Raw genomic sequence first — 25,549 nt, forward strand, 5'->3', positions numbered from 1 at the left:
AAAAAGAACTCCGTTTGCTACTTATTTATTTTTGCACTTGTTTAATAGCTGCTTCCATTTGCGTGTAAACCGGTTCAGCCATTGCAGGAATGCGATAAAGGATTGCGCCAGCATCGACAACAGGAATATTAACAGGAAACCCTAAATCTGTGTTGGCAATTTGAGCAAAGATATCGTAGTGAGACAACATTTCTTCATTAATGTCTTTAATCATGACCGCATCACAACTTACTTGATACCCACGTTTTGCTAATTCGCTTTCTAAAGCGCTTTTAATTTGGTGGCTGGAATTAACTCCGGCGCCACATGCTGCTAGAATTTTGACCATTTCAATTTCATCCTTTCTTAATTGCGATAGTATTATTTTTGTACTTGTTTAATAGCTGCTTCCATTTGCGCGTAAACCGGTTCAGCCATTGCCGGAATGCGGTAAAGAATCGCGCCAGCATCAACGACAGGAATATTAACAGGAAACCCTAAATCTGTGTTGGCAATTTGAGCAAAGATATCGTAGTGAGATAACATTTCTTCATTAATGTCTTTAATCATGACCGCATCACAACTTACTTGATACCCGCGTTTTGCTAATTCGCTTTCTAAAGCGCTTTTAATTTGGTGGCTGGAATTAACTCCGGCGCCACATGCTGCTAAAATTTTAACCATAGTGATTACTCTCCTTTAAAATTTTCTACTAAAAATTGGTAAATTTGTTTTGGATCTTCATAAGTAAAGAATTCAAGCATTTTTTTTCGATCAGTAGAATTAATAAAATCCATGATATCTGCCAATAAACCGGCCTGCGCTTCACCATCTTCATTCAAAATCATAAATAGAAAAGAAACTTGTAATTCTTCATCTGGATTGATCATGTTGTGAAATGTGATTGCTTGATTAATTTTGATTGGCACGATTCGCGTTGTTTTAACGAATTCGCTTTCAGTATGAGGTATCGCAATATTAGGTAACTGTGAATCAACAGGGGTCATATCTAAACCTGTTGGATAATTTAACTCACGTTCAATCAAATTTACGATGAAATCATCTGTTACCAAATCTTTCTTTAATAAATCTTGGTAAACTTCGTTGAAGACTTCTTCTTGCGTGGTTTTATCAGATACATAAACCGTGTCAGGGGCAAAGAATTCTTTTCCTGTACTCACTATAATTCCTCCTGTTCGCTTTTGTTTAATAGTGTGTTTAAACCTTGCTTACACTCATATTATAATCGCTTTCAAACGCTTGTCAACTAGAAATCGAAATAAAATAAACACTAATTCGCGTTTTATTGTTGAAAAATGTTTTGTTCTGTTTTAATATGAGGATGGAAGGAGGGTGCATATGCTTAAAAGTGAACGACAACGCTCTATTTTAAATCTTTGTGAGCAATATGGTGTGATTACAGTACAATTTGTGCGTAAAAATCTCCAAGTATCGGATATGACGATTCGGCGTGATTTGGAAGAATTGGCGCAGCAAGATAAAATCATTCGCGTTCACGGTGGTGCGCAAAGTAAAACATTTGCCACTGGGAAAAGTACGGTGACTGAAAATGCTGCAATAGTGCCATTAGACGATTTGGAACTTTCCCATTTAGAGAAAAAGCGCATTAGTATAGAAGAAAAAAATTATATTGCCAAACAGGCCGTTCAATTTATTGATTCAGGAGATACGATTTTTTTAGGTTCAGGGACAACAATTGAATTAATGACAAAATATTTAATGAAACATGATTTGCGGGTTGTTACGAATAGTTTGCCAGTCTTCAACTTATTACAAGAAAATGAACAGTTGGATTTATATTTGGTTGGCGGGTCTTATCGGCAAAAAACTGGCGCTTTTGTGGGATCAATCGCCAATGAAACAATTCAAAAGTTAAGTATTGAAAAAGCGTTTGTTGGAGTCAATGGCGTAAGGGAAGAATATGTATCTACTTTCAGCATCGAAGAAGGCAAGTTTCAACAACTGGTTTTAAATCAGGCAAAGAAGCGTTACTTGGTTGCCGATGCACATAAATTTAACCAAAGTGATTTTTATAACTTTTTCAATTTACGGGATATTGATGCATTATTCACCGATAAAAGTATTGAAGAAGCTGTCAAAAATAAATATCAACAATATACCACTATCTATAGTTAGAAAAGATAGCGAAATTAGAGGAGGAATACAAATGCGTGTCGTACTTGGTTCAGATGCACAGGCAAAGAAATTGAAGGATGTTATCAAAGAGTATTTAGTTGGCGAAGGTTTTGAGGTCGTGGATAAAACAGAAACACCAGCCGCAGATTTCATTGATTCAACTTTAGCTATCGCAAATGATATTAAAGAAAACGAAGGCTCAATGGGAATTGCTTTTGATGGTTACGGTGCGGGGAGTTTTATGGTAGCCACAAAAGTTAAAGGCATGGTCGCTGCAGAAGTCTCTGATGAACGTTCTGCATACATGACTAGAGAACACAACAATGCCCGTATGATTACGATTGGTTCTGAAATTGTCGGTGAAGAGTTGGCAAAAAATATTGTCAAAGAATTTTTATCTGCTCACTATGACGGTGGCCGCCATCAAATTCGCGTGGATATGTTAAATAAAATGGCGTAGAGATTTTTCAACTGCCTGTAAGAAGTAAGTTTTTGAATTACAAATGATGAAATTAGTTTAAAGATGAGAGGAAGAATGAATAATGAAAATTGCCATTGGTTGTGACCACATTGTCACAGATACAAAAATCGCAGTTTCTGATTTTTTAAAAAGTAAAGGTTATGAAGTAATAGATTGTGGCACGTACGATTTCACTCGGACCCATTATCCAATTTACGGTAAACGCGTCGGAGAAGCAGTAGCAAGCGGGGCTGCAGACCTTGGTGTGACGATTTGTGGTACCGGCGTTGGGATCACAAACTCTGTCAATAAAGTGCCCGGTGTACGTGCTGCCCTAGTGCGGGACATGACGACTGCCATTTATTCAAAAGAACAATTAAATGCCAATGTAATTGGTTTTGGTGGAAAAATTACTGGTGAATTTTTAATCAATGATATTATTGAAGCTTTCATTAAAGCAGAATACAAAGAAACACCAGAAAACAAAGTGTTAATTGAAAAAATTAATGCCGTTGAAGGACCAAAACCAGAACAAGCAGATGCGCATTACTTCGATGAATTTTTAGCAAAATGGGATCGCGGCGAATATCACGACTAATTTTGGCTCATAAAAGCTGAGATTTTTGTAAATTCAAGTTGTTTCTGTTAAATTTTAAGTACAGTTGTGAGTAAGCCAGCAGTTGATAATCAACTGTTGGCTTTTTTGCTATCAAAAAATATATCATCCTCACATGAATACCTCGCTTTGCAGCAGCGTATCAATGGCTCAAAGATGTGCGATTCCTTCAGCTTTTCTGAGCTGGCTAACCTTTTGAAGGAACTTGCTGTGAGAATAAGCCAAATTTCAAGAAAAAGGAGAATTTATCATGATTTCATATGGAATTGTCAGTACCGCATCAATTGTACCTCGCTTTGTGGCAGGAATTCGTGCTAGTAAAGAAGGCGATGTAGCTGCGATTGCTTCACGAGAATTAGCCAAGGCACAAAAAGTAGCAACCAAGCTTCAGATTAAAAAAGCTTATGGTAGCTATGAGGAACTGTTTTCTGATGAAGAAATCGATATTATCTATATTGCAACTTATAATAAAGGACACTACGAAACCGCCAAGCAAGCCCTAGAAGCAGGAAAGCCAGTATTATTGGAAAAACCTTTTACTTTATCAGCCGCTGAAGCAAGTGAACTGTTTGAATTAGCTGCAAAAAAAGGTCTCTTTTTGATGGAAGCGCAAAAAGCTGTTTTTTTACCGATTACTTTAGCTGTGAAAAAAGCAATCGAAGCTGGAAAAATTGGAGAAGTTAAATTAATGCGCTCGATAACGTCATATCCCAATATCGATCACGTAAAATGGTTTCCAAGTCTTGAAGCAGGAGGGGGAACGTTGCATGGTTCAGGCAGTTATCCGCTTCATTATATGCACTACATTACAGGGGAGAACTATCAAGCGGTGACCGGCAACGCGATCATGCCAAAGGGGCGTTCTGATAAGCAAAGCGACTTGAGTTTGAAATTTGGGACAGCTATTTTAGCTAATATTTTTATTACGACTGAATTTGGTACAGATAATGGAATGACAATTTATGGCAGTCAAGGTCGCATTGAAATTCCTAACTTTTGGAAAACGCAAGTCGCTACGATTTTTACCAAAGAAGGACGGGAAGATTTACAAATTCCTTTTACCAGTGAATTTGCTTATGAAGTCGATCACGTGAATGAATGTTTGAAAAAAGGCTTGTTAACAAGTCCAATTATGACACCGGAATTGACCATTGAAACAGTAACATTAGTGGAAAATCAATATAGAAGATGGTTACAAGCTCAATAAAAGTAAAAGACCAAGGGAAAAATTGCACCATATATTTTCCCCTGGTCTTTTGTATTTGAAAATAATTTTGCAGTCAATGGTAAAACACAGGTGCGCTACTGGAGTATTTCTTTTTATTGCTTAGCGGGAATTTTAACTCTAAAAATGACACCTTTTGGTTTTAAATCATGCACCGAAATTTTCCCGTGGTGATCTTTAACAATTTGCCAAGCGATAGAAAGTCCCAAACCAAAACCACCGCTATTTTTGTTGCGGGAACGTTCTTCGCGATAAAAGCGTTCAAAAATTTGTTTTTTGTCTTCATCATGAATGGTTGCGCCAGTGTTGCGGACTTCTAAAAGCCAATCATCATGCGTAATTTGAGAAAGCACCGTAATTTTATCGCCACTTTTTGTATATTTTAAAGCATTATCTAACAGAATAACCAAAAGTTGGTGAATTCTTTTTTCATCAACGGTAACTGGAATTGCGGCGTAATTTTCTAATACAAAAATTTTCCCATCTAATTGCGCAATCTCTTGGAAAGGTTTTATTAATTGTGCCAGAAAAGGCTGGGGTGCTAGCTGCTTTAAAGTAAGTGTCGTTTCGTTTGCATCACTTCTGGCAATAGTTAGTAAATCAGTCGTAAGAGAATTCAGGCGTCTGGTTTCGTTGAGGGCTTGGGCGATAGGTTTAGACTCTTCTAAGATAGTGTGATTAGGTGTTGTAAACAACTTTTGCAAACTATTTTGAATAATTGTTAATGGTGTCCGTAACTCGTGGGAGGCATTTTCCACGAATTCTTGCTGCTTTTGCCAGGCGAGCAGAATGGGCGCCATATTTTTCTTTGAAATAAAATAGCTGACCGCTAAAGATAACAGCCAAAATAAAATCATACACATAATCAATACCGTTTTGAAAGTCTGCAGCGATTCGTCGATTTGATCGGTATTTTCCAACAATTGTACATAGGCCACATTTTCTTTTGGCGTTGCTAATTTTCGCGTAATTGAACGGAAATGTAGCTGTTGCTGTCCGTTTTTTACAGTAATCCTTTCGATACTGTCTAATTTATTTTGCGTTAAAGTTAAATCTTGCAGCTCAGCAAAGCGCCCACCTAACGCCGCTTGATTCAAAATTTTCCCCTCAGCACTCCATAAGATCATTTGGGAATTAAAGCGATTGCTCCGGTTTTCCATTGGCGCAAAATCTGATTTTGGCATCAAAAAAGGATTCCCTTCTTTGAGTCGTGTAATTTCCATGGTGACACTGCGCTCATCTTGGCTGATATTTTTTAAAGATTCGTCTGTTTGTTTATAAGCAGAACTTTGCAATAACTGTAAAACAATAAAACCCAATAACAAGAAAATAAGGGCAAATGCGCCAGCATTTAATAAAAAAAATTGCCGGCGTTGCTTTTTGGATAGCTCTTTATTCATAATTTACTCCTATTCTTGCAGCAGGTAACCGACATTGCGCAATGTCTTGAAATCATCGGCTACGCCGGTTTTTTTAAGATGTTTGCGTAAATGGCTCATATAAACTTCCACAACTGTTAATGTCGTGTCGGAATCAAAGCCCCAAATGCGGTCGAAAATCTGTTCTTTAGTTAAAATGACGCCTTTATTTTGAATGAAATAAACGAGCAGCTCGAATTCCTTGCCTTGAATGGCTAAAGTTTCGTCTTTAAAAATAACTTGGTTACTTTGTAAATTGCAGGTAATGGGCCCATAATGCAGCAGATTTTCTTCGTACAAGCCAAGGGAGCGCTTAAGTAATGCTTTTACCCGTAACAATAATTCTTCGCGGTAAAAAGGCTTTGTCAAATAATCATCTGCTCCTTTTTGAAAGCCGGTAACTTTATCATCAATGCCGTCTTTTGCCGTTAAAATCAAAACAGGCGTTTGAATGTTTTGACGGCGCAGTTGCGCCAATAATTCATAACCGTTAATTTCTGGCAACATTAAGTCTAATAAAATTAAATCGTAGATATTACTTTGGGCTTCAAATAAGCCAATCTCCCCATCAAAAGCTTGTGTTACTTCACCTAAGGGTTGAATAATTTCTTTGATATTATCTGATAATGTGTGTTCATCTTCGACTATAAGTAACTTCAACATACACTTCACCTCAGCTTCATTTTACCATGCTCCTCCTAAATGAAACTTAAACTTTTCCCTTTGCTATTAAAAATAGTTTTTTTAGTGGTTTAAGCTGATTTTAAGCTGATAAAAATAGGCTGAGAAAGCAAATAAAAACAACAGGAGGATTTGAAATGAATTTTTTTAAACGAGCTTACCAAAGTCTTTGGGCTAAAAAGGGGCGAAGTGTGTTATTAATCGCCGTTTTTTCAGCAATTTTGATTTTTGTTTTAGCTGGGTTAACAATTAAAAGTGCAGCTGAAGTTGCCAGTGAAAACGCCAAAAAAAGTATTGGTGCAACAGTCACACTCACCACTAATCGCGCGGCGATGTTTCAAAAAAGTGAAGAAGATGAGAGTAGCGAGACGTCAACTCGTCCTGACCCAGCCAGCTTTAATTTGACACCGGTAAATTTAGCGGATGCAAAAAAGATTGCCGCCCTTTCACAGGTGAAATCTTATTCTTTTGAAGTTAGCACCTCAGCGGCTAAGAGTACGGGGATTACGCCAATTTCAAGTGAAGCTGATCAAGTAGAGAATACAAGTAGTACGCAAAATTCAGAAAATGAAAATATGAAAAATCCCGGTGGTCAAATGCCGGCAAACATGGGGCAGATGGATCAAGGAGACTTTCAAATTACAGGTGTTTTGGCGAGTGATTCTTACAGTACATTTGCAGCAGGTACTGCCAAAATTACGTCAGGTACTGCATTGTCTGAAAAAGATGAAGGCAGTAACAATGTCTTAATTGAATCTTCCTTAGCGAGTGCCAATGATTTAACTGTTGGGGATACCTTTAAAATTAAAAATAGTGAAGATAAAGATGTAACCGTCAAAGTAAAAGGTATTTATGAAACGAGTGATAGTGGTACGAGTATGGGGATGCGTTTTAATTTTATGAATCCTGCCAATACGATTTTTTCTTCTTATACTTTAGCCAATAGTTTAAAAGGCAGCACTAGTGCAGATACAATCGATTCGGCCGTTTACAATTTGGCTGACCCTAAAGAAATGACGAAATTTGTCAAAAAAGCGAATCAATTGATCGATACAGATACCTATAGCTTACAAACAAACGACCAAATGTATCAACAAATGCTGCAACCTTTGAACAATGTTTCAGATTTTGCAAAAAATATAATAGTGCTGGTAGTTGTGGCAGGTGTCATTATTCTAACTTTAATTGTTATGTTAACGATACGCGAACGACGCTATGAAATTGGTGTTTTGCTATCTTTAGGAGAATCGCGCTTTAAAGTGATTTTGCAATTCTTTAGTGAAATTTTTGTCTGCATGATCTTTGCTTTGGTGATTGCAACATTTAGTGGAAATTTAGTTGGTAATGCAGTTGGAAATCAATTGTTGCAACAGCAAAATCAAACAACTGTCACAAATAATCAAGCATCAAGAACAAATGATCAAGGCAATCCACCCTCTGAGCAAAATGGCGGACCAGCTGGTGGTAAAATGGGCGAATTTGGCGCTAGAGGCGGTGGTTTTGGTAGTGTGATGCAAACTAGTGAAGAGGTTAAAGAATTGAAAATCAGTGTTTCTCCAACTGAAATTGCAAGTTTAGCAGCTATGGGCTTAGCAATCAGTCTGTTGGCCATTTTACTAGCCAGTGTCGGCATTTTACGCCTAAATCCTAAAAAGATTTTAGTTTCGTAAATCTAGTTTAAAAATTGAAGGAGGAATACCCAATGACACTAACAACAGAAAATTTGGGCTATTGGTATGAACCAGATGGCCCTTTGTTTGAAAATGTAAATCTGAGTTTTGAGTCAGGAAAGCTCTATGGAATTTTAGGAAGCAGTGGTTCTGGAAAAACGACTTTTCTTTCGCTTTTGACAGGTCTTGATACACCAAAAGCAGGAGCTATTTTGTATAAAGGACAGTCTTTAAAAGAAATTGGCTTGCAGGAATATCGTCGCAAAGATGTCTCAATTGTTTTTCAGGCTTATAATTTATTGCCCTATATGTCAGCTTTGGATAATGTTTTGACAGCTATGGCAATTGCAAAAACACAACAAAGTGATCCCAAAGCCTATGCCTTAGCCAATTTGGCGCAAGTCGGGATTACTAGTGATTTAGCGGCTAAAAAAGTAACCCAGCTTTCAGGGGGGCAACAACAGCGTGTTGCGATTGTTCGCGCGCTATGTTGTGACCATGAACTGATTGTTGCCGATGAGCCCACTGGCAATTTGGATGAAACAACGTCAAAAGAAATCGTCGCATTGTTTGAAAAAATTGCCCATGAACAAAATAAATGTATTATTTTAGTCACACATGAGCAGGAAGTAGCCGCTAGTTGTGATGCCGTTTACGAGTTGAAAAATAAAGTATTTCAGCTTATTTAAATCATTATCGCCAAGGTTTATTAAGATGGGCAACAAAAAATGCTTTTTAAAATATTTTTCACTCTTCATTATTGCGTAAAGAAAAACACGGCGCCAAATGCTTTTCTTATTTGCTAAAACGCGTGTTGTGCTTCATACTAAAACCAACGTAGTATGAAAAAAGGGGAATGAAAATGCGTTTTGTAGTGGATGGCGACGGTTCGCCAGTAAAAAAAGAAGTAATTGGACTGGCGGAAAAATATCAGGTGCCAGTACTCATTGTGACCAGTGTTGATCACTATACAACTGAAACGTATCCAAATTTTGTCCGGTTCATTTATGTGGACAAAGGAGCTGACAGTGCAGATTATCGGATTGTCAAAGAAATCAACGCAGATGACTGGGTGATTACGCAAGACTTTGGCTTAGCTTCTCTAGTCTTACCAAAAGGTGCCCGCGTGTTTCATCATAGCGGAAAAGAATATTTAGCTGCGACAATTGATCAATTGTTAGAACAACGCTATCTAGGCGCTAAATTAAGAAAAGCTGGCCAAAAGACAAAAGGACCAAAAGCTTTCACGAAAGAAGATCGCCAAGAATTTGTCGTAAAGATGGAAAGTTTATTGCAAGAAACGTTATAAAATAGGATTACAGCAGATGGGGGAAGGTATCTGTTGTAATCCTATTTTTGACTAGAAAAAATAGCAATTCATCATTTTTTAAAGCGGCGATAAAGATAGCTAAGTGACAATAATAAAATCGTGACAAAGGCCGCAATATAACCGAATAAGCCTAAATTGTCGACAAATTTTGGCTGAGCGTCAGGACTTGAAACGACTAACAGCGAAGAACTCAGAATAACTGCTGCTAAAACTAGAGCGACTACAATGCGATTGACCATGGCTTCAAGGCGGTCTAAAATTTGTTTTTGGTCGTTAATTTCTAAGTTGACACGACTCTTACCGTTGCTGACAGTATCCAACGCATTACTAATTTTTTCAGGTAGTTTGGGTAAACTTCGTAAATTTTTAAAGAGGTTTAGGCCTTGTCTTTTGGCTTCTTCTTTTAAATCAAATTGTTTGAAAAAATATTTTTGCGCGAAATTTTGCAAAACTTCCATCATCGAAAGTTCAGGATCTAATTCTTCCACCACGCCTTCTAAGGTGCCAAAGGCTTTTATTAGCATAGTGACAGCTTGGTCCATTTGTAAATTATTAGCGTTACAAATGCCGATTACCTGACTGAGCACTTGTTGTAAATCGATTTCTTTTAAAGAAAGATGATAGTATTCCACTAAAAATTGTTCGAGCTCATCGTGAAAACGATACTCATCAAAAGGGCCTTCTTGACGACACAAGCGCAAAACAGCTTGTGCCACCGCAGCAGTATCTTGGGTGTAAAGGGCAATCACTGTATCCGTTAATTTACCTCGCAAGTTATCATCTAAATTGCCCATCATACCAAAATCCAAATAGACAACTCGGTATGGAGGAAGTTGGGTTTTTGTTTTCCAAGTTGCTTCAGATCCAAAAGGTCCAAACCGCCCGACTCTTTCCGTTGCTAAATTTTCAATATTGGGGTTTAGCAGCTGTAAAAAAAGATTTCCTGGGTGTGGGTCGGCGTGAAAAAAGCCATCTTCAAAAACTTGCTTCATGAAGGATTCAACCAAAAGTAAGCCAATCTTTTTCTTTAACGCTTGGTTGCTAACATTTTCGTAGGCTATCTCATTTTTTGGTGCTTCTAGCAAGTAACGCAGACTTTTGCCGGACATAAATTCTAAAACGATGACTTTTTTCGTGCAGTACTCAGGAAAAACTTGGGGGACTTTTACTTCATGCCAATCGTTGTTGTTTTTATAAAAACGCGCAGCATTTTTACTTTCTTTTAAAAAGTCCGTTTCATTATCAAGGGAAGTTTTGACTTCGCGTAAAACACTGCGTAAATCAATGACTTTTGTTTCAGGAATTTTGGCAAATAAAGGGATAGCCTTTTCAAATAAGGCCAAATCAACATTGATGGCTGAAATAATACCGGGGTGCTGGACTTTAACGACAACTTTTTGACCGCTTTTTAAAGTTGCGCGATGGGCTTGCCCGATTGAAGCAGAAGCAAAAGCTTGCTCTTCAAATTCAGTGAAAATATCAGAGATAGCAAGTTCCCATTCAGACTCCAACAGTGCTTTTACTTCGCTGAAGTCATCGCTTTTGACGTTGTCTTGCAAGCTCTTAAAGGCTTTGATATAGGCAGGTGAAAGTAAATCGGTCCGCACCGATAGCATTTGTCCGATTTTGATAAAAGTTGGTCCTAATTCTTCAAACGCAGTTCTAACAGCGTCTGGATTTTTTTGTTGGGTGAAATTTTGAATAACTTTATATTTGGTGAAAATTTTGACAATCATCTGAAGTCTTTTTTTCTTAGACACTTCTTGACTCATTTTGACACCTCCTAAGTCTTGCTCACAAGTGGCGTGCTTTTTCTTCTATGGTACTGTTTAAAAGCTTTGGTGACAAATAATTCAACTAAAAAAGCATTTTACTCAGTATTTAAAAAGCATTTTACAACTCGGCTTCAAAAATAGCTGACAGCTACTTTTGAAATATTATGTCGCGAAAGGCTTTTTTGTGCTAAAATGTGAGAGATAAAAAAGATGTGAGTTGATCACGGGAGGAAATACTTTTGAAAATCGTATTATTATATGGCGGTCGCAGTGCCGAGCACGATGTCTCAATTCTTTCAGCTTATTCAGTGCTGAATGCTATCTACTACGACTACTATCAAGTCCAACTAGTTTTCATCACAAAAGATGGCAAGTGGGTCAAAGGACCGTTGCTGACGGAAAAGCCAAAAAATGAATCAGTTCTTAATTTAACTTGGGATACAAAAGATGCAACAGGTGAAATTATTTCACCAAGTACCATCAAAGAAGATGATGCAGTTGTCTTTCCATTATTACATGGGCCAAATGGCGAAGATGGAACAATTCAAGGTTTCTTAGAAACGATTGATATGCCTTATATTGGGGCTGGGGTTTTAACTAGTGCTTGTGGCATGGACAAAATTATGACGAAATATATTTTGCAGGCTGCAGGTATTCCGCAAGTTCCTTATGTTCCTGTTTTGAAAAACTTATGGAAAGAAAATCCAAAGCAAATTTTTGAACAATGTGAAGGCACCTTGTTATATCCAATGTTTGTTAAGCCAGCGAATATGGGTTCATCTGTAGGGATTTCAAAAGCTGAAAACAGAGAAGAATTGCAAAATGCTTTGCAAGAAGCCTATAAATACGATACTCGCGCAATTGTAGAACAAGGGATTGAAGCACGAGAAATTGAAGTCGCAATTTTAGGCAATGAAGATGTGCGGACAACTTTAGCCGGAGAAATTGTAAAAGATGTGGCTTTTTACGATTACAATTCTAAATATATCGACAATCAAATCGTAATGCAAATTCCAGCAGAAGTGACAGAAGATGTGCAAGAAAAAGCGCAAGAGTTCGCCAAAAAAGCCTATATTATGTTAGGTGGTAGCGGATTGTCTCGCTGTGACTTCTTCTTAACCAATAAAAATGAACTATTCTTAAATGAACTAAACACGATGCCAGGTTTTACCCAATATAGTATGTATCCATCATTATGGGAAAAAATGGGCTTAAAATATGGTGATTTGATCGAAGAGTTGATTCAATTAGCATTAAAACGCTATAAACAACGGCAAAGCTTTTTAACCGACGTGAAATAAAGAAAAGGTGAGATGATTCTTTGCGAACATCTCACCTTTTTTGTTTTAATGCAAGAAGTTAGATTGTTTAAAATAAAGGTGCGTTTTATAGCGATCATAAATATGGTTAGAACGGAGAATATAATGAATTTAACAGTTAAAGAAATTGCTGCTTTGTTTGGGCAAAATGAATTTCAGGAAGAAACACTTATTTCTAATATTGAATTTGATAGCCGTAAAATCACAACGGGTGGTTTATTTGTTCCCTTAGCAGGTGAGCGTGATGGGCATGACTTTGTCAATTTAGCCAAAGAAAACGGTGCGATTGCAACATTTTGGAGTCAGGAGATCAATAAAGCACCAAAAGATATGATCGTTATTTTAGTTGCAGATGTTTTAGCTGCTTTTCAAACGTTAGCACAATATTATTTACAAAAAGTTAAGCCTAAAGTTGCGGCGATTACAGGAAGTAATGGTAAAACAACGACAAAAGATATGACAGCTGCGGTAATGGCGACCCAGTTTAAAACATACAAGACACAAGGAAACTATAACAATAATATCGGCATGCCTTATACTATTTTGCATATGCCAACAGACTGCGAAGTTTTAGTTTTAGAAATGGGAATGGATCATGCCGGTGAACTGACAGAATTGTCTTTGCTGGCACAGCCAGATGCAGGGGCAATTACCATTATCGGCGAAGCACACATTGAAAATCTTGGCTCGCGAGCTGGGATTGCTAAAGCAAAAATGGAAATTACAGCGGGGCTAAAAAGAGACGGCTTATTGGTTGTCCCAGCAGACGAAGAGCTATTAACACCATTAGTTTCTGATCTAACGCAAAAAGTTGTAACGTTTGGCTTAAGTGCCGGTGATTTAACTGCTACAATTACCAAAGAAGATAAAACAAAAACGACTTTTATGGTTGCCGATAAAGAATATAGTATTCCAGTGATTGGCGGCTATAATGTCAAAAATGCATTAATTGCCTATGCGTTGGGAGAGTATTTTGGTGTCTCACAACAAAATATCAAACAAGGCTTAGCAGAATTCCAATTAACAAAAAATCGGACAGAATGGCTAGCTGCAAAAAACGGTGCACAGATTTTAAGTGATGTATACAATGCCAACCCAACTGCGATGGGCTTGGTACTGGACACAGTGGCCAACCTAAATACAGCGGGACGAAAATTAGCAGTTTTAGCCGATATGTTAGAATTAGGCCCGGATTCACCAACCATGCATGCGCGTATGGCAAATCATATCGATGATCGCTTTAATATCATTTTTCTGTATGGTAGTGAGATGAAAGCTTTATTTAACGCTTTAACTAAAAAAGATAGCCAACTAATGGTTTATCATTTTGATAAAGAAAATAAAGCCCAACTAATAAAATTGGTTCAAGCTGAACTACAACCGACAGATACGATTGTTTTAAAAGGGAGTAACGGAATGGGATTAACAGAAGTTGTATCAGCTTTAATGTAACCATAAAAAGCAAACAGTTTGGAGTATGACTAAAAGCCATTGCACTTTGAAGTGTTCTGAAAAGTTAGATGTTTGGTCTAATTTATTGGAACACTACGCTTATGCGATGGCTTTTTTTTCATTCATTTTGAATGGAATCTTGTTGGATATAATAACGATAGCGCGACACAATAATATCCATAATTATTTGGTATAAAAACGCATGAGTTTGAATCGAAGTGCTATGAGGAAAGGTGAGCGCCTGGTCGACGTAACTTAGCTGATTAATGGTTTTGTCTGATGTAATGGCAATTAGTTTTGCTTTAGTGTATCGAAATAAATTTTTTTGTGGGTTCCCTTGTTCTAGTTGTTGTTGACGTAAGAAGTTCCCAGAGTTAGAAAAAATAATAATAAGTGTATCTTCTTGGGCGTTACGAATAAACTCTTCTTGTTTTTTATCATCTTGAAACGTGTAAATAAATTTTCCATTATAAGCAAGTTTATATTGTAAATCTAAGGCTGCAGATTCAGAAAATAGCAAACCAAATGAAGCAACTTTCTTATACTTTATTAGATCTTGGGCGATTTCATTAATAATTGCCATATCTAAGGATTCTCGGACTGCTTGGATATCTTGTTCAACCGCCTCGAAGTATGCGTCAATCCCTTTTGTTTCAATTGCAGAAATAATATTTGTAAGATAATTTAGTTTATTTTGATAGCGGTCTTCAACAAATGGTGCGTGATCTTTTAAATCGTAATAGTCATCAAAACCGATTTTTCGTGCAAACTTAGACATTGTTGATTTAGATACAGTACATATTTTCGCCATTTCGCTGATGCTTGTGTGGGCAATTAACGAATAGTTTTCAATTAAAGTACTAGCAATATGAAAAAAAGTAGAATCTGTTTTCTCGTTATTAATTAGTGTAAGGAGACGAATAATTAATAGTCCCATAATATATTACCTCACTTCTTGAATAGGTTTCCAAATTGCGAACTTTCTAATTTGAAACCGCTTTATAGGTTAAGTTTAGATTATCAATAACAAAGGAGAGAAAATAAATGAGTAAAAATTACAATGAACTAGCAGATTCGATTGTAACACTTGTAGGTGGCGAACAAAATGTAACTAGTTTGTATCATTGTATCACACGTCTTCGCTTCAAATTAAAGGACGTTTCAATTGCACAAAAGAATACTGATAAAATAAAAAAATTGTCTGGTGTTCTATCTGTTGTAGAAGCCAACAATCAATATCAAGTAGTTATAGGAAACGAAGTAGAGAATGTATTTAATACTATAATGACCCGTTCTAATATTAAAAGCGCTTTGGGATCTGATAATAACGAAAACACAAATGACAGTAATGATGAAAAAAGTGGAAATATTTTTCTGAGATTTTTTAATACATTGTCTTCTATATTTAACCCAATTATTATGCCCTTAGCAGGGGCAGGAATGATTAAAGCCCTTTTAGTAGTATTAACGACATATAACTTTATGAACGCAGAGTCATCCACATATAAAATTTTAACTGCGACAGGTAATAGTGTTTTTTATTTCTTACCTTTATTTTTAGCTCTAAGTGCAGCTCGAGTTTTTAAGGCAAATCAATTTGTTGCTTTAGCAATTGTTGCCGCTTTATTGGAACCCAACTTTACGGCTTTAGTAACAGCAAATGGCGTAACAGTAGATTTTATGGGATTACCAGCTATTTTAATGGGATATTCAGGTACAGTTATTCCAGCTATTATCTCGATTTTTGTTTATTCTAAATTCGAAAAAGTTCTAAAAAGATTTATTCCTAAAAGTCTTGAAATTTTCTTGCTACCAATGATTGCATTACTAATTATGGTGCCACTGACAGTAATGGTTATTGGACCAGTTGGGGTTTATCTAGGGGATGGTTTAGGGAATTTGATTAATATTATTAGCGAACGCAGTGGACTGTTAGCTGGGTTAGTTATTGGTGGTGGCTGGACTTTACTAGTGATGATTGGTATTCATTGGGGAGTTGTTCCAATTATGGTTAATAATCTAGCCACTTACGGTTATGACATTATTCGTCCTATGGTGGCAGCTGCTACGTTTGCCAGTGCTGGTGCTGCGTTAGGGGTATTTTTCCGCAGTAAAGATAAGGAGACAAAGTCCTTGGCGTTATCTTCATTAGTTCCAGCGTTATTAGGTGGTATTACAGAGCCAATTGTTTACGGTCTATCTGTTAAATATAAAAAACCATTAATTGCACAAATTATTGCAGGGGCAATAGCGGGAGCTTTTATGGGTGCAATGAAAACAAAAGCAATAGTGTATGTTTTCCCGGCATTAACGACTTTACCAGCTTTCTTTGGTGAGACGTTCCCAATTTATTGTATTGGAATTGCACTGGCATTCTTTTTAAGCGCAATTTTAACTTATATTTTAGGACTAGATGAAAAAATTGAAGAAGTAAAAGACGACAATAATATAGCGTCTCCTGTTGACGGAGAAGTAATACAAATCGAAGCAGTGGGGGATCCTGTTTTTGCAACGAAAGCAATGGGCGAAGGTTTCGCTGTTATTCCAAAAAGTAATCAAATTTTCGCACCGATTACTGGTGTAGTAGAGACAGTATTTCCAACACAACATGCGATTGGTTTTAAAGGAGACGATGGATTATAAGTATTAGTTCATATTGGAATAAATACTGTGGAACTAAATGGAAGACACTTTGATATTTCTTGTCTACCAGGTGCAAAGGTCACAAAGGGAATGGTAATTGGTGAAGTTGATTTTGAGGCTTTAAAAGCAGAGGGTTATGATCCAACGACGATGGTAGTTGTGACAAATGGTAATGAATTATCAGAACCAATTAAATTTAATCTTGAGAAAATTCAATTGTCTGGAGGGGCCGTCTAAATGTTTCCAAAAGAATTTTTATGGGGTGGCGCGATTGCAGCGAATCAAGCTGAAGGAGCATTTCTAACGGATGGAAAAGGGCTTAGTGTTGCAGATATTCTACCTGTTGGTGCTAATCGTTTTGAGAATATTTCGTTTGATGTTGCCCCTGATAAATTTTACCCTAACCATGAAGCAATTGATTTTTACCATCACTATCCTGAAGACATAGCCCTTTTTGCCGAATTGGGTTTGAAATGTTTGCGGACGTCTATTGCATGGTCTCGCATTTTCCCAAAAGGAGATGAGAGCAAGCCCAATGAAGCTGGGTTATGTTTTTACGATGATCTATTTAATGAATTGTTGAAGAATGGTATTGAGCCAATCATAACAATTTCTCATTTTGAAACACCGTTATATCTTGTTAAAAAATATGGGGGATGGAAAAATCGTCAGTTAATTGATTTTTATGTGAATTATGCTCAGACCTTGTTTGAACGCTACAGTGGGAAAGTCAAATATTGGATGACCTTCAACGAAATCAATCATACCCACACGCTACCGTTAATTGCTGCAGGAATTAATGTTGAAAAAGAAAATGAATGGCAAAAGTTAAATGATATGTATCAGGCAAGTCATAACATGTTTGTCGCTAGTGCGAAAGCAGTGGCAATTGCTAAAAAAATAAATACTAACAATCAAGTAGGGTGCATGCTGTCACTTAGCCCTATTTATCCAGCAACTTGTTCGCCTAATGACGTATTAGAAGCGTATCAATTACGAAGACGTTCTTTGTTTTATAGTGACGTGCAATTACGGGGAAAATATCCAAGTTACTTTAACCGGATCAAAGAAGAAAATAATTTGCAGTTAGATATTCGTGATGAGGATTCTACTATTATCGCAACGGGAACTTGTGATTATTTAGGATTTAGTTTTTACAGAAGTTCTCTGCATGAAGCAGGTATGAAAATATTGGGTAATACAGGTGGGCTGTTGGGTAAGAAAAATCCTTATTTGGAGGAGACACCTTGGGGATGGCCCATTGATCCAACTGCTTTACGTTATGTATGTAACGAGTTAACTGATCGTTATGAAAAACCGCTATTTATTGTTGAAAACGGAATTGGTTTACGGGATGAAAAGATTACAAATAAAAGAATTATCGACGAAGATCGAATGATATATTTAAAAGCTCATGTTGAACAAATGGAAGAAGCAATTAAAGACGGTTGTGAAATTATGGGCTATACCTGGTGGGGACCAATTGATATTGTATCAGCCGGGACTGGTGAGATGGAAAAACGATATGGTTTTATCTATGTCGATAGGAAAAATGATGGTACGGGAACCTTTGAACGAGAAAAGAAAGCCAGCTTTGATTATTATCAACAAATAATTAAGACAAATGGTAGAAATCTAGCGTATTCAAAATTTGTGAAAGAAAGTGTGGAAGTCTAATGATGAAAAGTTATTTCCCAAAAGATTTTTTGTGGGGTGGGGCTATTGCCGCTAACCAAGCAGAAGGGGCATGGAACGTTGGTGGAAAGGGCCTATCTGTAGCAGATGTGGCTAAGTACAAACCTGAAACAGATGTAAAAGACTATGTTAGTCAGTGGCATGTATCACCTGAGCAAATAGAAGAAGCAATGGCAACGGATGATGACGTTTTTTTTCCAAAGCGTCATGGTATTGATTTTTATCATCGTTATGAAGAAGATTTAGCGTTGTTTAAAGAAATGGGAATGAAAAGTCTACGCATTTCAATTGCTTGGACCCGATTATTTCCTAACGGGGATGAACAGATGCCAAATGAAGAAGGCATCGCTTATTATCATCGTTTGTTTAAAGCTATGCGAAAAAATCAAATTGAACCAATCGTAACATTGTCCCATTATGAAATGCCATTATATTTAGTAAATACTTATGATGGCTGGGTATCAAGAGCTGTTGTTGAAATGTTCACACGATATGCTGAAACCTGTTTTAAGGAATACAGCCAGTACGTTAATTATTGGTTGACGTTCAATGAAATTGATAGTGTTTTCCGTCATCCCTTTACTACTGTGGGAGTTGTTGAAGAAAAATATCCAGACAAGAAGTCAGCAGAGGAAGCCATCTACCAAGCCTTACACCATCAATTTATTGCAAGTTCAATTGCTACCAAATTAGCCAAAAGAATTGATGCAGCTAATCAAATTGGTTGTATGATGACGCGTACGCTTGCATATCCATTAACTTCTAATCCAGAAGATGTTTTGTTGGCACAGCAACATAATCGAGAAAATTATTTTTATGCAGATGTTCAAGTCTTTGGTGAGTATCCTCAATTTGTGAAAAACTATTGGATTGAAAATGGGATTCATGTAGAAATGGCACCAGGAGATGAAGAAATTTTAAAACTTTATACGGTTGATTTTGTTTCGTTTAGTTACTACATGTCAATGATTAAAAGCGTAGATGAAGATCATATGGAAAAAGTTGGTGGAAATTTAGTTACAAGTGTCAAAAATCCATATTTAGACATCAGCGAATGGGGATGGCAAATTGATCCCATTGGTTTACGTATTTCCTTAATTGATATGTATGATCGCTATCGTTTGCCTCTTTTTATTGTAGAAAGTGGTATTGGATCTCTGGATGAGCTTGTAGACGGAAAAATTCATGATGATTATCGGATTGAGTATTTTAGAAACCATTTCAAAGAAGTAAATGAAGCGATTAAGTCTGGTGTGGAAGTGATGGGATATACAACTTGGGGATGCATTGATATTGTTAGTGCTTCTACTTCTCAAATGACTAAACGTTATGGTTTTATTTATGTTGATTTAGATGATTTAGGAAAAGGATCATATAATCGCTTTAAGAAAGACTCCTTTAATTGGTATCAAACAGTTATTGAGACAAACGGAGAATCTTTGTACGAAGAAATACAAACAGAAAAGGTAGAAAAAACAACTGCTCACAGTTAGTGTAAAAATATACTTGTGAGGTATAATCAGCTTTAATGTAACCATAAAAAGCAAACAGTTTGGAGTATGACTGTTTGCTTTTTTATATTATGGATGAAAATTGAAAACTTGCTGAAAGTTTCATTCTGTGTTAAAATGACGCGATACCGAAAATCAAGGGTAAAGTGAGATTCACTTTTTGAAGTTAAGAGGACGGTACAAAAGTAGACAATGAATAAGCGAAAAAGCATAGTTCTATGCTTGATGAAGAAATTTAGCTTTTTGATTGTGCCTCTTTTGGCCTTCCTCTTTTGCTATTTGGCAGCAGGCTGCCGAGAGTTATTTTCGGTAGAGGGGCATCAAATACTATAGATAAGAAACACATCTCAAGGAGGAAACTTTTGAAATTTAACGAACTTAATTTATCACCTGAATTATTGCAATCTGTCGAGCGGGCCGGCTTTGAAGAAGCAACTCCAATCCAAGAAGCAACAATTCCTTTAGCACTAGCAGGTCGCGATGTAATCGGTCAAGCACAAACCGGTACTGGTAAAACAGCGGCGTTTGGTCTACCGATGTTAGAAAAAATTGATACAAATAACCACACATTGCAAGGACTTGTTATTGCACCTACTCGTGAGCTTGCGATTCAAACGCAAGAAGAATTGTACCGTCTAGGACGAGACAAAAAAATCCGCGTCCAAGCTGTATACGGTGGCGCCGATATTGGCCGTCAAATTCGCGGCTTAAAAGATCGTCCCCATATTGTTGTTGGGACACCTGGTCGGATGCTTGACCACATTAACCGTCACACGTTGAAATTAGGAACTGTTCGCACATTAGTCTTAGACGAAGCTGACGAAATGTTGAACATGGGCTTTTTAGAAGATATTGAAAAAATTATCTCTCAAGTTCCTGAAGAACGCCAAACATTACTATTTTCTGCTACGATGCCCCCAGCTATTAAAAATATTGGCGTAAAATTCATGAAAAATCCTGAACACGTTCAAATTAAAGCCAAAGAAATGACAGCTGATTTGATTGATCAATATTATGTTCGGGCCAAAGATTTTGAAAAATTTGATGTAATGACGCGCTTATTAGATGTTCAAACACCAGAACTTGCGATCGTTTTCGGACGCACGAAACGTCGTGTTGATGAATTGGCACGTGGCCTAGAAGCGCGGGGTTACCGTGCTGAAGGTATCCATGGTGATTTGTCACAACAAAAACGGATGAGTGTTTTACGCGCTTTTAAATCAGGTCAATTGGATATTTTAGTTGCGACTGACGTTGCTGCTCGCGGTTTGGATATTTCCGGTGTAACACATGTTTACAACTACGATATCCCACAAGATCCAGAAAGCTATGTTCACCGTATCGGCCGTACTGGTCGTGCCGGTAAAGGCGGAATGTCAGTAACTTTTGTAACACCAAATGAAATGAGCTACTTGCACGTTATTGAAAACTTAACGAAAAAACGGATGTCACCATTACGTCCACCAACCGAAAAAGAAGCTTTCAAAGGTCAACTAGGTGCTGCGGTACAACAAGTTGAAGATGGGTTGAAAGAAAACGGTTTGGAACGTTACATGACTACAGCAGAAAAATTAATTGAAGGCTATGATCCAGAAGTTTTAGTCGCTTTATTGCTAAAAACTATCGCAAAAGATCCAGCTGATGCTGTACCGGTTAAAATTACACCAGAACGTCCTTTACCAAGTGGTAAAAAAGGCTTCAATAAAAATGGTCGTCGTAGTGGTGGTGGCGGTAGCAACAATCGCAATCGAAAAGATGGCGGGAACTACCGTAACAAAAATAAAAATAGCCACTATAACAAAGAAGGCCAAAAACGCAACGATCGCCGGCGCGATGACCGTCGTCAAAATGACGGTGGCGGAAAACGCAGCTTTGTTATTCGCAACAATCAAGATTAATACTTGTACATGCAGTGAGTCACTTTCTAGTGATTCGCTGTTTTTTATTATCTAAAGAGGCGGTCTTTTTTTGTTGTGCAAAAAGGTCTTAGTGTAAAATAACGTTTTTTTTATAGAAATTTAGTTCAGGTGGCTTTTTTACACTATTTCTTAACAATAATATAAATTTTTATATAGTAAATATTTTCATTTTTATTTCAAAAAAGGGTTTACATAGCGTAGGAGTTTGCGTTACGCTTGAGTTTGAATAAATTTCACTTTATAAAACTTCGTTACAGCTTTTTGAAAGATGTGAAGTCTTTTAATGGTTTTTCTCGTAACATTTGGTAGAATGAGACTAGCAAAAAACATCTTTTGAAACGGCTTGAAAATTGTAATGTAGGAGTTTGCAAATGATAAAAGGAATTGGCATCGACGCAGTTGAGTTAAGTCGAATTAGAAAAATTATTACAGATAAGCCACAATTTGCTAGTCGGGTGTTAACACCAAAAGAATTAGCGATTTTTCAGCAATTGCCTTTTAAACGGCAGGTTGAATTTTTAGGCGGCCGCTATGCTTGTAAAGAAGCATTTTCAAAAGCATGGGGTACAGGTATAGGAAAAGTAACTTTTCAAGAACTAGAGATTCTGCCAGATGAATTAGGGGCGCCCAAAATGACCGCTTCTCCTTATATTGGGCAAGTATTTGTTAGTATTACCCACACAGATGAAACAGCATTTGCGCAAATCTTATTAGCAGAGTAATTTTTGTTTGAAGATAGAAAGAAGGAAAAACCGTGGTTACATCGATTCACCGTCCGACAAAAGCGATTATAAATTTAAATGCAATTGTAAAAAATATTCAAAATATCTTGCAGCAATTACCGCAAACTACAAATCTTTTTGCAGTAGTTAAAGCAGATGGATATGGTCATGGTGCCACAGCAGTAGCTCATGCCGCATTAAAAGGTGGCGCCAGTGGTTTTTGTGTCGCAACGATTGATGAGGGTATTGAATTACGTGAAGCAGGCATTACCCAGCCGATTTTAGTTTTAGGATTGGTGGAGATTAGTTATCTTCAGCTATTAAGTGAATACGATTTGGCTTTTCCAGTTGCGACGGTAGAGTGGCTACAGGAGGCTTTTGAAATGCTTCAGGTAGAACAATTGCCACGACCGTTGAAAATACATTTAAAAGTTGATACGGGCATGGGACGGATTGGATTTTTAGCTCCTGAAAGTGTCAATGAGGCCGTTCGTTTAATAGAAGCGATACCGCAAATGAAGTGGGAAGGGATTTTCACGCATTTTGCTACTGCAGATCAAGCAGATAAAACGTATTATGAAACCCAAAAAAATCGCTTTTTAGCGGTTTTAGAGAACTTACCCTATCAACCTCGTTATGTCCATGATAGTAATAGCGCAACAGCACTATGGCATGAGCCAATTGGTAATTTAGTTCGTTATGGCGTGGCTTTATATGGGTTGAATCCTTCTGGACATACATTAACAGCACCTTATCAATTAGAGCCAGCTTTAGAATTAGTGTCTCAAATTGTTCAGGTGAAACAATTACCGACAGGAAGCGGCATTGGTTACGGTGAAACGTATATTACACCCCAGGCAGAGTGGATTGGAACTATTCCAATTGGATATGCTGATGGTTGGTTGCGAAAATTACAAGGATTTAGCGTTCTAGTTGACGGGAAATTTTGTGAAATTGTTGGTCGTGTATGCATGGATCAAATTATGGTTCGCTTACCTGGTGAAGTAGCTGTAGGCACAAAAGTAACGCTGGTTGGGAAAAATGGTGGAGAAGCGATCACACTTGAGGAAGTTGCAGAAAAATTAGAGACAATTCACTACGAAGTTGCTTGCGGTATTTCACCGCGGGTACCACGGGAATATATTGAATGAGGATGAGTTAAATGGTGAAACGCGGAGATATTTTCTTTGCTGATTTGTCACCGGTTGTTGGATCTGAACAAGGCGGCATTCGCCCAGTATTAATTATCCAAAACGATCGGGGCAATCATTTTAGTCCAACCGTAATTGTTGCAGCTATTACGGCTAAAATGGCAAAACCAAAGCTACCAACTCATGTCGGCATCAAGGCGGCAGAAAGTGGTATTAATAAAGATTCGGTAATTTTGTTAGAACAGATTCGCACGATTGACAAAAGCCGCTTAAAGGAAAAAGTCTGTGTGTTGGATTCTGTTACGATGAAAGCAGTGGATCGGGCATTACGTATCAGTGTCGGGCTGGCGGATTTAACGCCTGCTTTGCATCAGCAGGATACATAATTAAAAAGCTCTTCAACAAGTTCTGGCGCTTGTTGAAGAGCTTTTTATTGATGAGTAAATACTTGCGGGAGGACAAGTATTTTATTTGGATGCAAATACTACGAGATTGTGAATGTCATTAATACAAGCTTGCAAGGTAACTCTTTCACCGCCGCCAGTACCAATCATTTTATCCCAATAATCTGCGCCATCGCTTAGCCGATACGCTTCATCATCAACTTGGGTGATTTCATTAACAGTATAAGTGGTGACTTTACCATTTGCATCTGATATTCTAAACTGAGAGCCTATTGCAAGGGTGAAAATTACATCGAAGGCACCAGGGTTATGAGCAATAATGTGAGTATTCAAACCATCGTCGCCAGATTGAACGGCAGCACCGCCCCATGTAGCTGCACGACTGTGGTCGGCATCAATTATCGCTTGTCCGCTACCTTGTCCGGCATTTTGATAGTTGATAAATTTTCCGTTAATTTCCAATTGCATGGGTTGAATTGTGGCAGGAGCAGTTGGAGCAGAATTTTGATTTGAGTTACTTGTATTTGCTGTTTGATTATTATTTTGCGAATTATTGTTAACGTTTTCTTTTTGTGCTGCCTCATTTTTAGTTTCATTTGTATTTGAACTAGTTTGGTCTGAAACTGTGTTTTGTTGCGTGTTTTCAGCTTGTGCTGCCAGTTCTTGTTCTTTAGCGGCTTTTTCTTCAGCCTCTTTTTTAGCAGCAGCTTCTTTTTTAGCCTGTTCCTCTTTGGCTTTTTTTTCAGCCTCAGCTTTGGCTTTTTCTTCAGCTGCAGTGTCAACGACATTAACGATAATTTGTTTTGTACTGGTATTGCCAAGTTCATCTTTAGCAGTTAGTAAGACCGGCGTAACACCGACAACTGAGGTATCTACGGGTGTTTGAACTTCCAAAGTAGGATTTTCGTCTTGATCGTCGGTTACTGTAAAGTGGTCCGCAGGATTGAAACTTGTTCCTCGTTCTAATGTGATGGCAGCATCACCTGTGATTGTTGGTGCAATGATGTCACTTGGTGTTTGTGCTGCTGCCGAGTTGCTACCGTATGTAGTGCCAGAAGTATAAAAGTCAAAAGCAAGAAATGCAACAAGAGCGCCTAAACAAAGGATGATTAATTTTGTTGCCCTTTTATTCCATAATTTCTTTAACATAGTCGTTCCCCCCATTACTATGTTTCCGTAGGTGACAAATCTGAATTTTACTGTGACTTGTTCTTTACACTCTTAGATTAACGAGAATTAAGGCAAAAGTTAAATAAATTTCACAATAGATAACACTTTATATTTTTATGGCGTTAAGAAAGCCTTAGAGGTTAGCGGTTTTTCAAAAATCATTCATAAATTTCCTTTTTGTGAAAAAAACTGGAGTAATGAAAATTAATAAATAAAAAGTTCAGAATAATTCCCGCATTAACTACTTATATG

At 37.4% G+C, this 25,549-nt stretch carries 23 protein-coding genes and 1 pseudogene; 16 read left to right on the plus strand and 8 right to left on the minus strand.

Annotated features, from left to right (window positions below; genetic code table 11):
• Nucleotides 1-25: 25 nt before the first annotated feature.
• The 3 genes from JZO76_RS07825 to JZO76_RS07835 are packed head-to-tail and all read right to left on the minus strand — an operon-like array spanning nt 26 to nt 1,160.
• Nucleotides 26-328 (minus strand): PTS sugar transporter subunit IIB, encoded by a 303-nt coding sequence (locus JZO76_RS07825; RefSeq protein WP_206903548.1) that lies wholly within the window; start codon nt 326-328, stop codon nt 26-28.
• Between the two features lie 32 nt (nt 329-360).
• Entirely contained in the window at nt 361-663 is a 303-nt protein-coding gene (locus JZO76_RS07830; protein ID WP_206903549.1) for a PTS sugar transporter subunit IIB, read from the minus strand.
• A 5-nt stretch (nt 664-668) separates the two neighbouring features.
• Nucleotides 669-1,160 (minus strand): PTS sugar transporter subunit IIA, encoded by a 492-nt coding sequence (locus JZO76_RS07835; RefSeq protein ID WP_206903550.1) that lies wholly within the window; start codon nt 1,158-1,160, stop codon nt 669-671.
• Nucleotides 1,161-1,338: 178 nt separating this feature from the next.
• On the opposite strand from JZO76_RS07835, the gene JZO76_RS07840 reads away from it, so the two are divergent.
• The 4 genes from JZO76_RS07840 (at nt 1,339) to JZO76_RS07855 (ending at nt 4,419) form a co-directional block, all read left to right on the plus strand.
• Nucleotides 1,339-2,136: a DeoR/GlpR family DNA-binding transcription regulator gene (locus tag JZO76_RS07840; protein WP_206903551.1), complete on the plus strand. Its 798-nt coding sequence runs from the start codon at nt 1,339-1,341 to the stop codon at nt 2,134-2,136.
• Nucleotides 2,137-2,167: 31 nt separating this feature from the next.
• Nucleotides 2,168-2,596, plus strand: coding sequence for a galactose-6-phosphate isomerase subunit LacA (gene lacA, locus JZO76_RS07845; protein WP_206903552.1), 429 nt, complete (start codon nt 2,168-2,170; stop codon nt 2,594-2,596).
• Nucleotides 2,597-2,678: 82 nt separating this feature from the next.
• A complete protein-coding gene (gene lacB / locus JZO76_RS07850; protein WP_206903553.1) occupies nt 2,679-3,194 on the plus strand; it encodes a galactose-6-phosphate isomerase subunit LacB in 516 nt (171 codons plus the stop codon).
• A 268-nt stretch (nt 3,195-3,462) separates the two neighbouring features.
• On the plus strand, nt 3,463-4,419 hold the full coding sequence (locus tag JZO76_RS07855) for a Gfo/Idh/MocA family protein (protein ID WP_206903554.1): 957 nt from the start codon (nt 3,463-3,465) through the stop codon (nt 4,417-4,419).
• 113 nt (nt 4,420-4,532) lie between these two features.
• On the opposite strand, the gene JZO76_RS07860 is transcribed toward JZO76_RS07855, so the two are convergent.
• The gene (locus tag JZO76_RS07860) at nt 4,533-5,837 is read right to left on the minus strand and encodes a sensor histidine kinase (RefSeq protein WP_206903555.1); all 1,305 of its coding nucleotides are present in this window, start codon (nt 5,835-5,837) and stop codon (nt 4,533-4,535) included.
• Between the two features lie 9 nt (nt 5,838-5,846).
• Nucleotides 5,847-6,518 (minus strand): response regulator transcription factor, encoded by a 672-nt coding sequence (locus tag JZO76_RS07865; protein WP_206903556.1) that lies wholly within the window; start codon nt 6,516-6,518, stop codon nt 5,847-5,849.
• 155 nt (nt 6,519-6,673) lie between these two features.
• Between JZO76_RS07865 and JZO76_RS07870 the strand changes: the two genes are divergently transcribed.
• From JZO76_RS07870 to JZO76_RS07880, 3 genes are all read left to right on the plus strand, one after another.
• On the plus strand, nt 6,674-8,206 hold the full coding sequence (locus JZO76_RS07870; protein ID WP_206903557.1) for an ABC transporter permease: 1,533 nt from the start codon (nt 6,674-6,676) through the stop codon (nt 8,204-8,206).
• Between the two features lie 32 nt (nt 8,207-8,238).
• Nucleotides 8,239-8,895 carry an ABC transporter ATP-binding protein gene (locus JZO76_RS07875; RefSeq protein ID WP_206903558.1) on the plus strand — a complete coding sequence of 219 codons (657 nt, stop codon included), beginning with the start codon at nt 8,239-8,241 and terminating at the stop codon, nt 8,893-8,895.
• A 173-nt stretch (nt 8,896-9,068) separates the two neighbouring features.
• The gene (locus tag JZO76_RS07880; RefSeq protein WP_206903559.1) at nt 9,069-9,515 is read left to right on the plus strand and encodes a YaiI/YqxD family protein; all 447 of its coding nucleotides are present in this window, start codon (nt 9,069-9,071) and stop codon (nt 9,513-9,515) included.
• A gap of 71 nt (nt 9,516-9,586) precedes the next feature.
• Here the strand turns inward: JZO76_RS07880 and JZO76_RS07885 are convergent, their stop codons facing one another.
• The gene (locus JZO76_RS07885; protein ID WP_206903560.1) at nt 9,587-11,308 is read right to left on the minus strand and encodes an ABC1 kinase family protein; all 1,722 of its coding nucleotides are present in this window, start codon (nt 11,306-11,308) and stop codon (nt 9,587-9,589) included.
• A gap of 242 nt (nt 11,309-11,550) precedes the next feature.
• On the opposite strand from JZO76_RS07885, the gene JZO76_RS07890 reads away from it, so the two are divergent.
• Both JZO76_RS07890 and JZO76_RS07895 read left to right on the plus strand, forming a co-directional pair.
• Entirely contained in the window at nt 11,551-12,612 is a 1,062-nt protein-coding gene (locus JZO76_RS07890; RefSeq protein ID WP_206903561.1) for a D-alanine--D-alanine ligase, read from the plus strand.
• Nucleotides 12,613-12,735: 123 nt separating this feature from the next.
• Nucleotides 12,736-14,082 carry a UDP-N-acetylmuramoyl-tripeptide--D-alanyl-D-alanine ligase gene (locus JZO76_RS07895; protein WP_206903562.1) on the plus strand — a complete coding sequence of 449 codons (1,347 nt, stop codon included), beginning with the start codon at nt 12,736-12,738 and terminating at the stop codon, nt 14,080-14,082.
• 118 nt (nt 14,083-14,200) lie between these two features.
• Here the strand turns inward: JZO76_RS07895 and JZO76_RS07900 are convergent, their stop codons facing one another.
• On the minus strand, nt 14,201-15,019 hold the full coding sequence (locus tag JZO76_RS07900) for a MurR/RpiR family transcriptional regulator (protein ID WP_206903563.1): 819 nt from the start codon (nt 15,017-15,019) through the stop codon (nt 14,201-14,203).
• A gap of 107 nt (nt 15,020-15,126) precedes the next feature.
• Here JZO76_RS07900 and JZO76_RS07905 point away from each other — a divergent pair.
• The 7 genes and pseudogenes from JZO76_RS07905 (at nt 15,127) to JZO76_RS07935 (ending at nt 24,109) form a co-directional block, all read left to right on the plus strand.
• A pseudogene (locus tag JZO76_RS07905) lies at nt 15,127-16,962 on the plus strand (beta-glucoside-specific PTS transporter subunit IIABC).
• Nucleotides 16,963-18,402 (plus strand): glycoside hydrolase family 1 protein, encoded by a 1,440-nt coding sequence (locus tag JZO76_RS07910; RefSeq protein ID WP_206903564.1) that lies wholly within the window; start codon nt 16,963-16,965, stop codon nt 18,400-18,402.
• On the plus strand, nt 18,402-19,913 hold the full coding sequence (locus JZO76_RS07915) for a glycoside hydrolase family 1 protein (protein ID WP_277988645.1): 1,512 nt from the start codon (nt 18,402-18,404) through the stop codon (nt 19,911-19,913). The genes JZO76_RS07910 and JZO76_RS07915 overlap by 1 nt, the downstream gene beginning before the upstream one ends.
• A 380-nt stretch (nt 19,914-20,293) precedes the next feature.
• Nucleotides 20,294-21,829 (plus strand): degradosome RNA helicase CshA, encoded by a 1,536-nt coding sequence (gene cshA / locus JZO76_RS07920; protein WP_206903566.1) that lies wholly within the window; start codon nt 20,294-20,296, stop codon nt 21,827-21,829.
• Between the two features lie 392 nt (nt 21,830-22,221).
• The gene (gene acpS, locus JZO76_RS07925; protein ID WP_206903567.1) at nt 22,222-22,572 is read left to right on the plus strand and encodes a holo-ACP synthase; all 351 of its coding nucleotides are present in this window, start codon (nt 22,222-22,224) and stop codon (nt 22,570-22,572) included.
• Between the two features lie 32 nt (nt 22,573-22,604).
• Entirely contained in the window at nt 22,605-23,723 is a 1,119-nt protein-coding gene (gene alr / locus JZO76_RS07930) for an alanine racemase (protein ID WP_206903568.1), read from the plus strand.
• An 11-nt stretch (nt 23,724-23,734) separates the two neighbouring features.
• Nucleotides 23,735-24,109 (plus strand): type II toxin-antitoxin system PemK/MazF family toxin, encoded by a 375-nt coding sequence (locus tag JZO76_RS07935; protein WP_206903569.1) that lies wholly within the window; start codon nt 23,735-23,737, stop codon nt 24,107-24,109.
• An 81-nt stretch (nt 24,110-24,190) separates the two neighbouring features.
• On the opposite strand, the gene JZO76_RS07940 is transcribed toward JZO76_RS07935, so the two are convergent.
• Entirely contained in the window at nt 24,191-25,276 is a 1,086-nt protein-coding gene (locus JZO76_RS07940) for a sortase domain-containing protein (protein WP_206903570.1), read from the minus strand.
• Between the last annotated feature and the right edge of the window lie 273 nt (nt 25,277-25,549).

Origin of the sequence: Candidatus Enterococcus myersii (genome assembly GCF_017316025.1) — a bacterium.
Taxonomy (GTDB): Bacteria; Bacillota; Bacilli; order Lactobacillales; family Enterococcaceae; genus Enterococcus_C; species Enterococcus_C montenegrensis.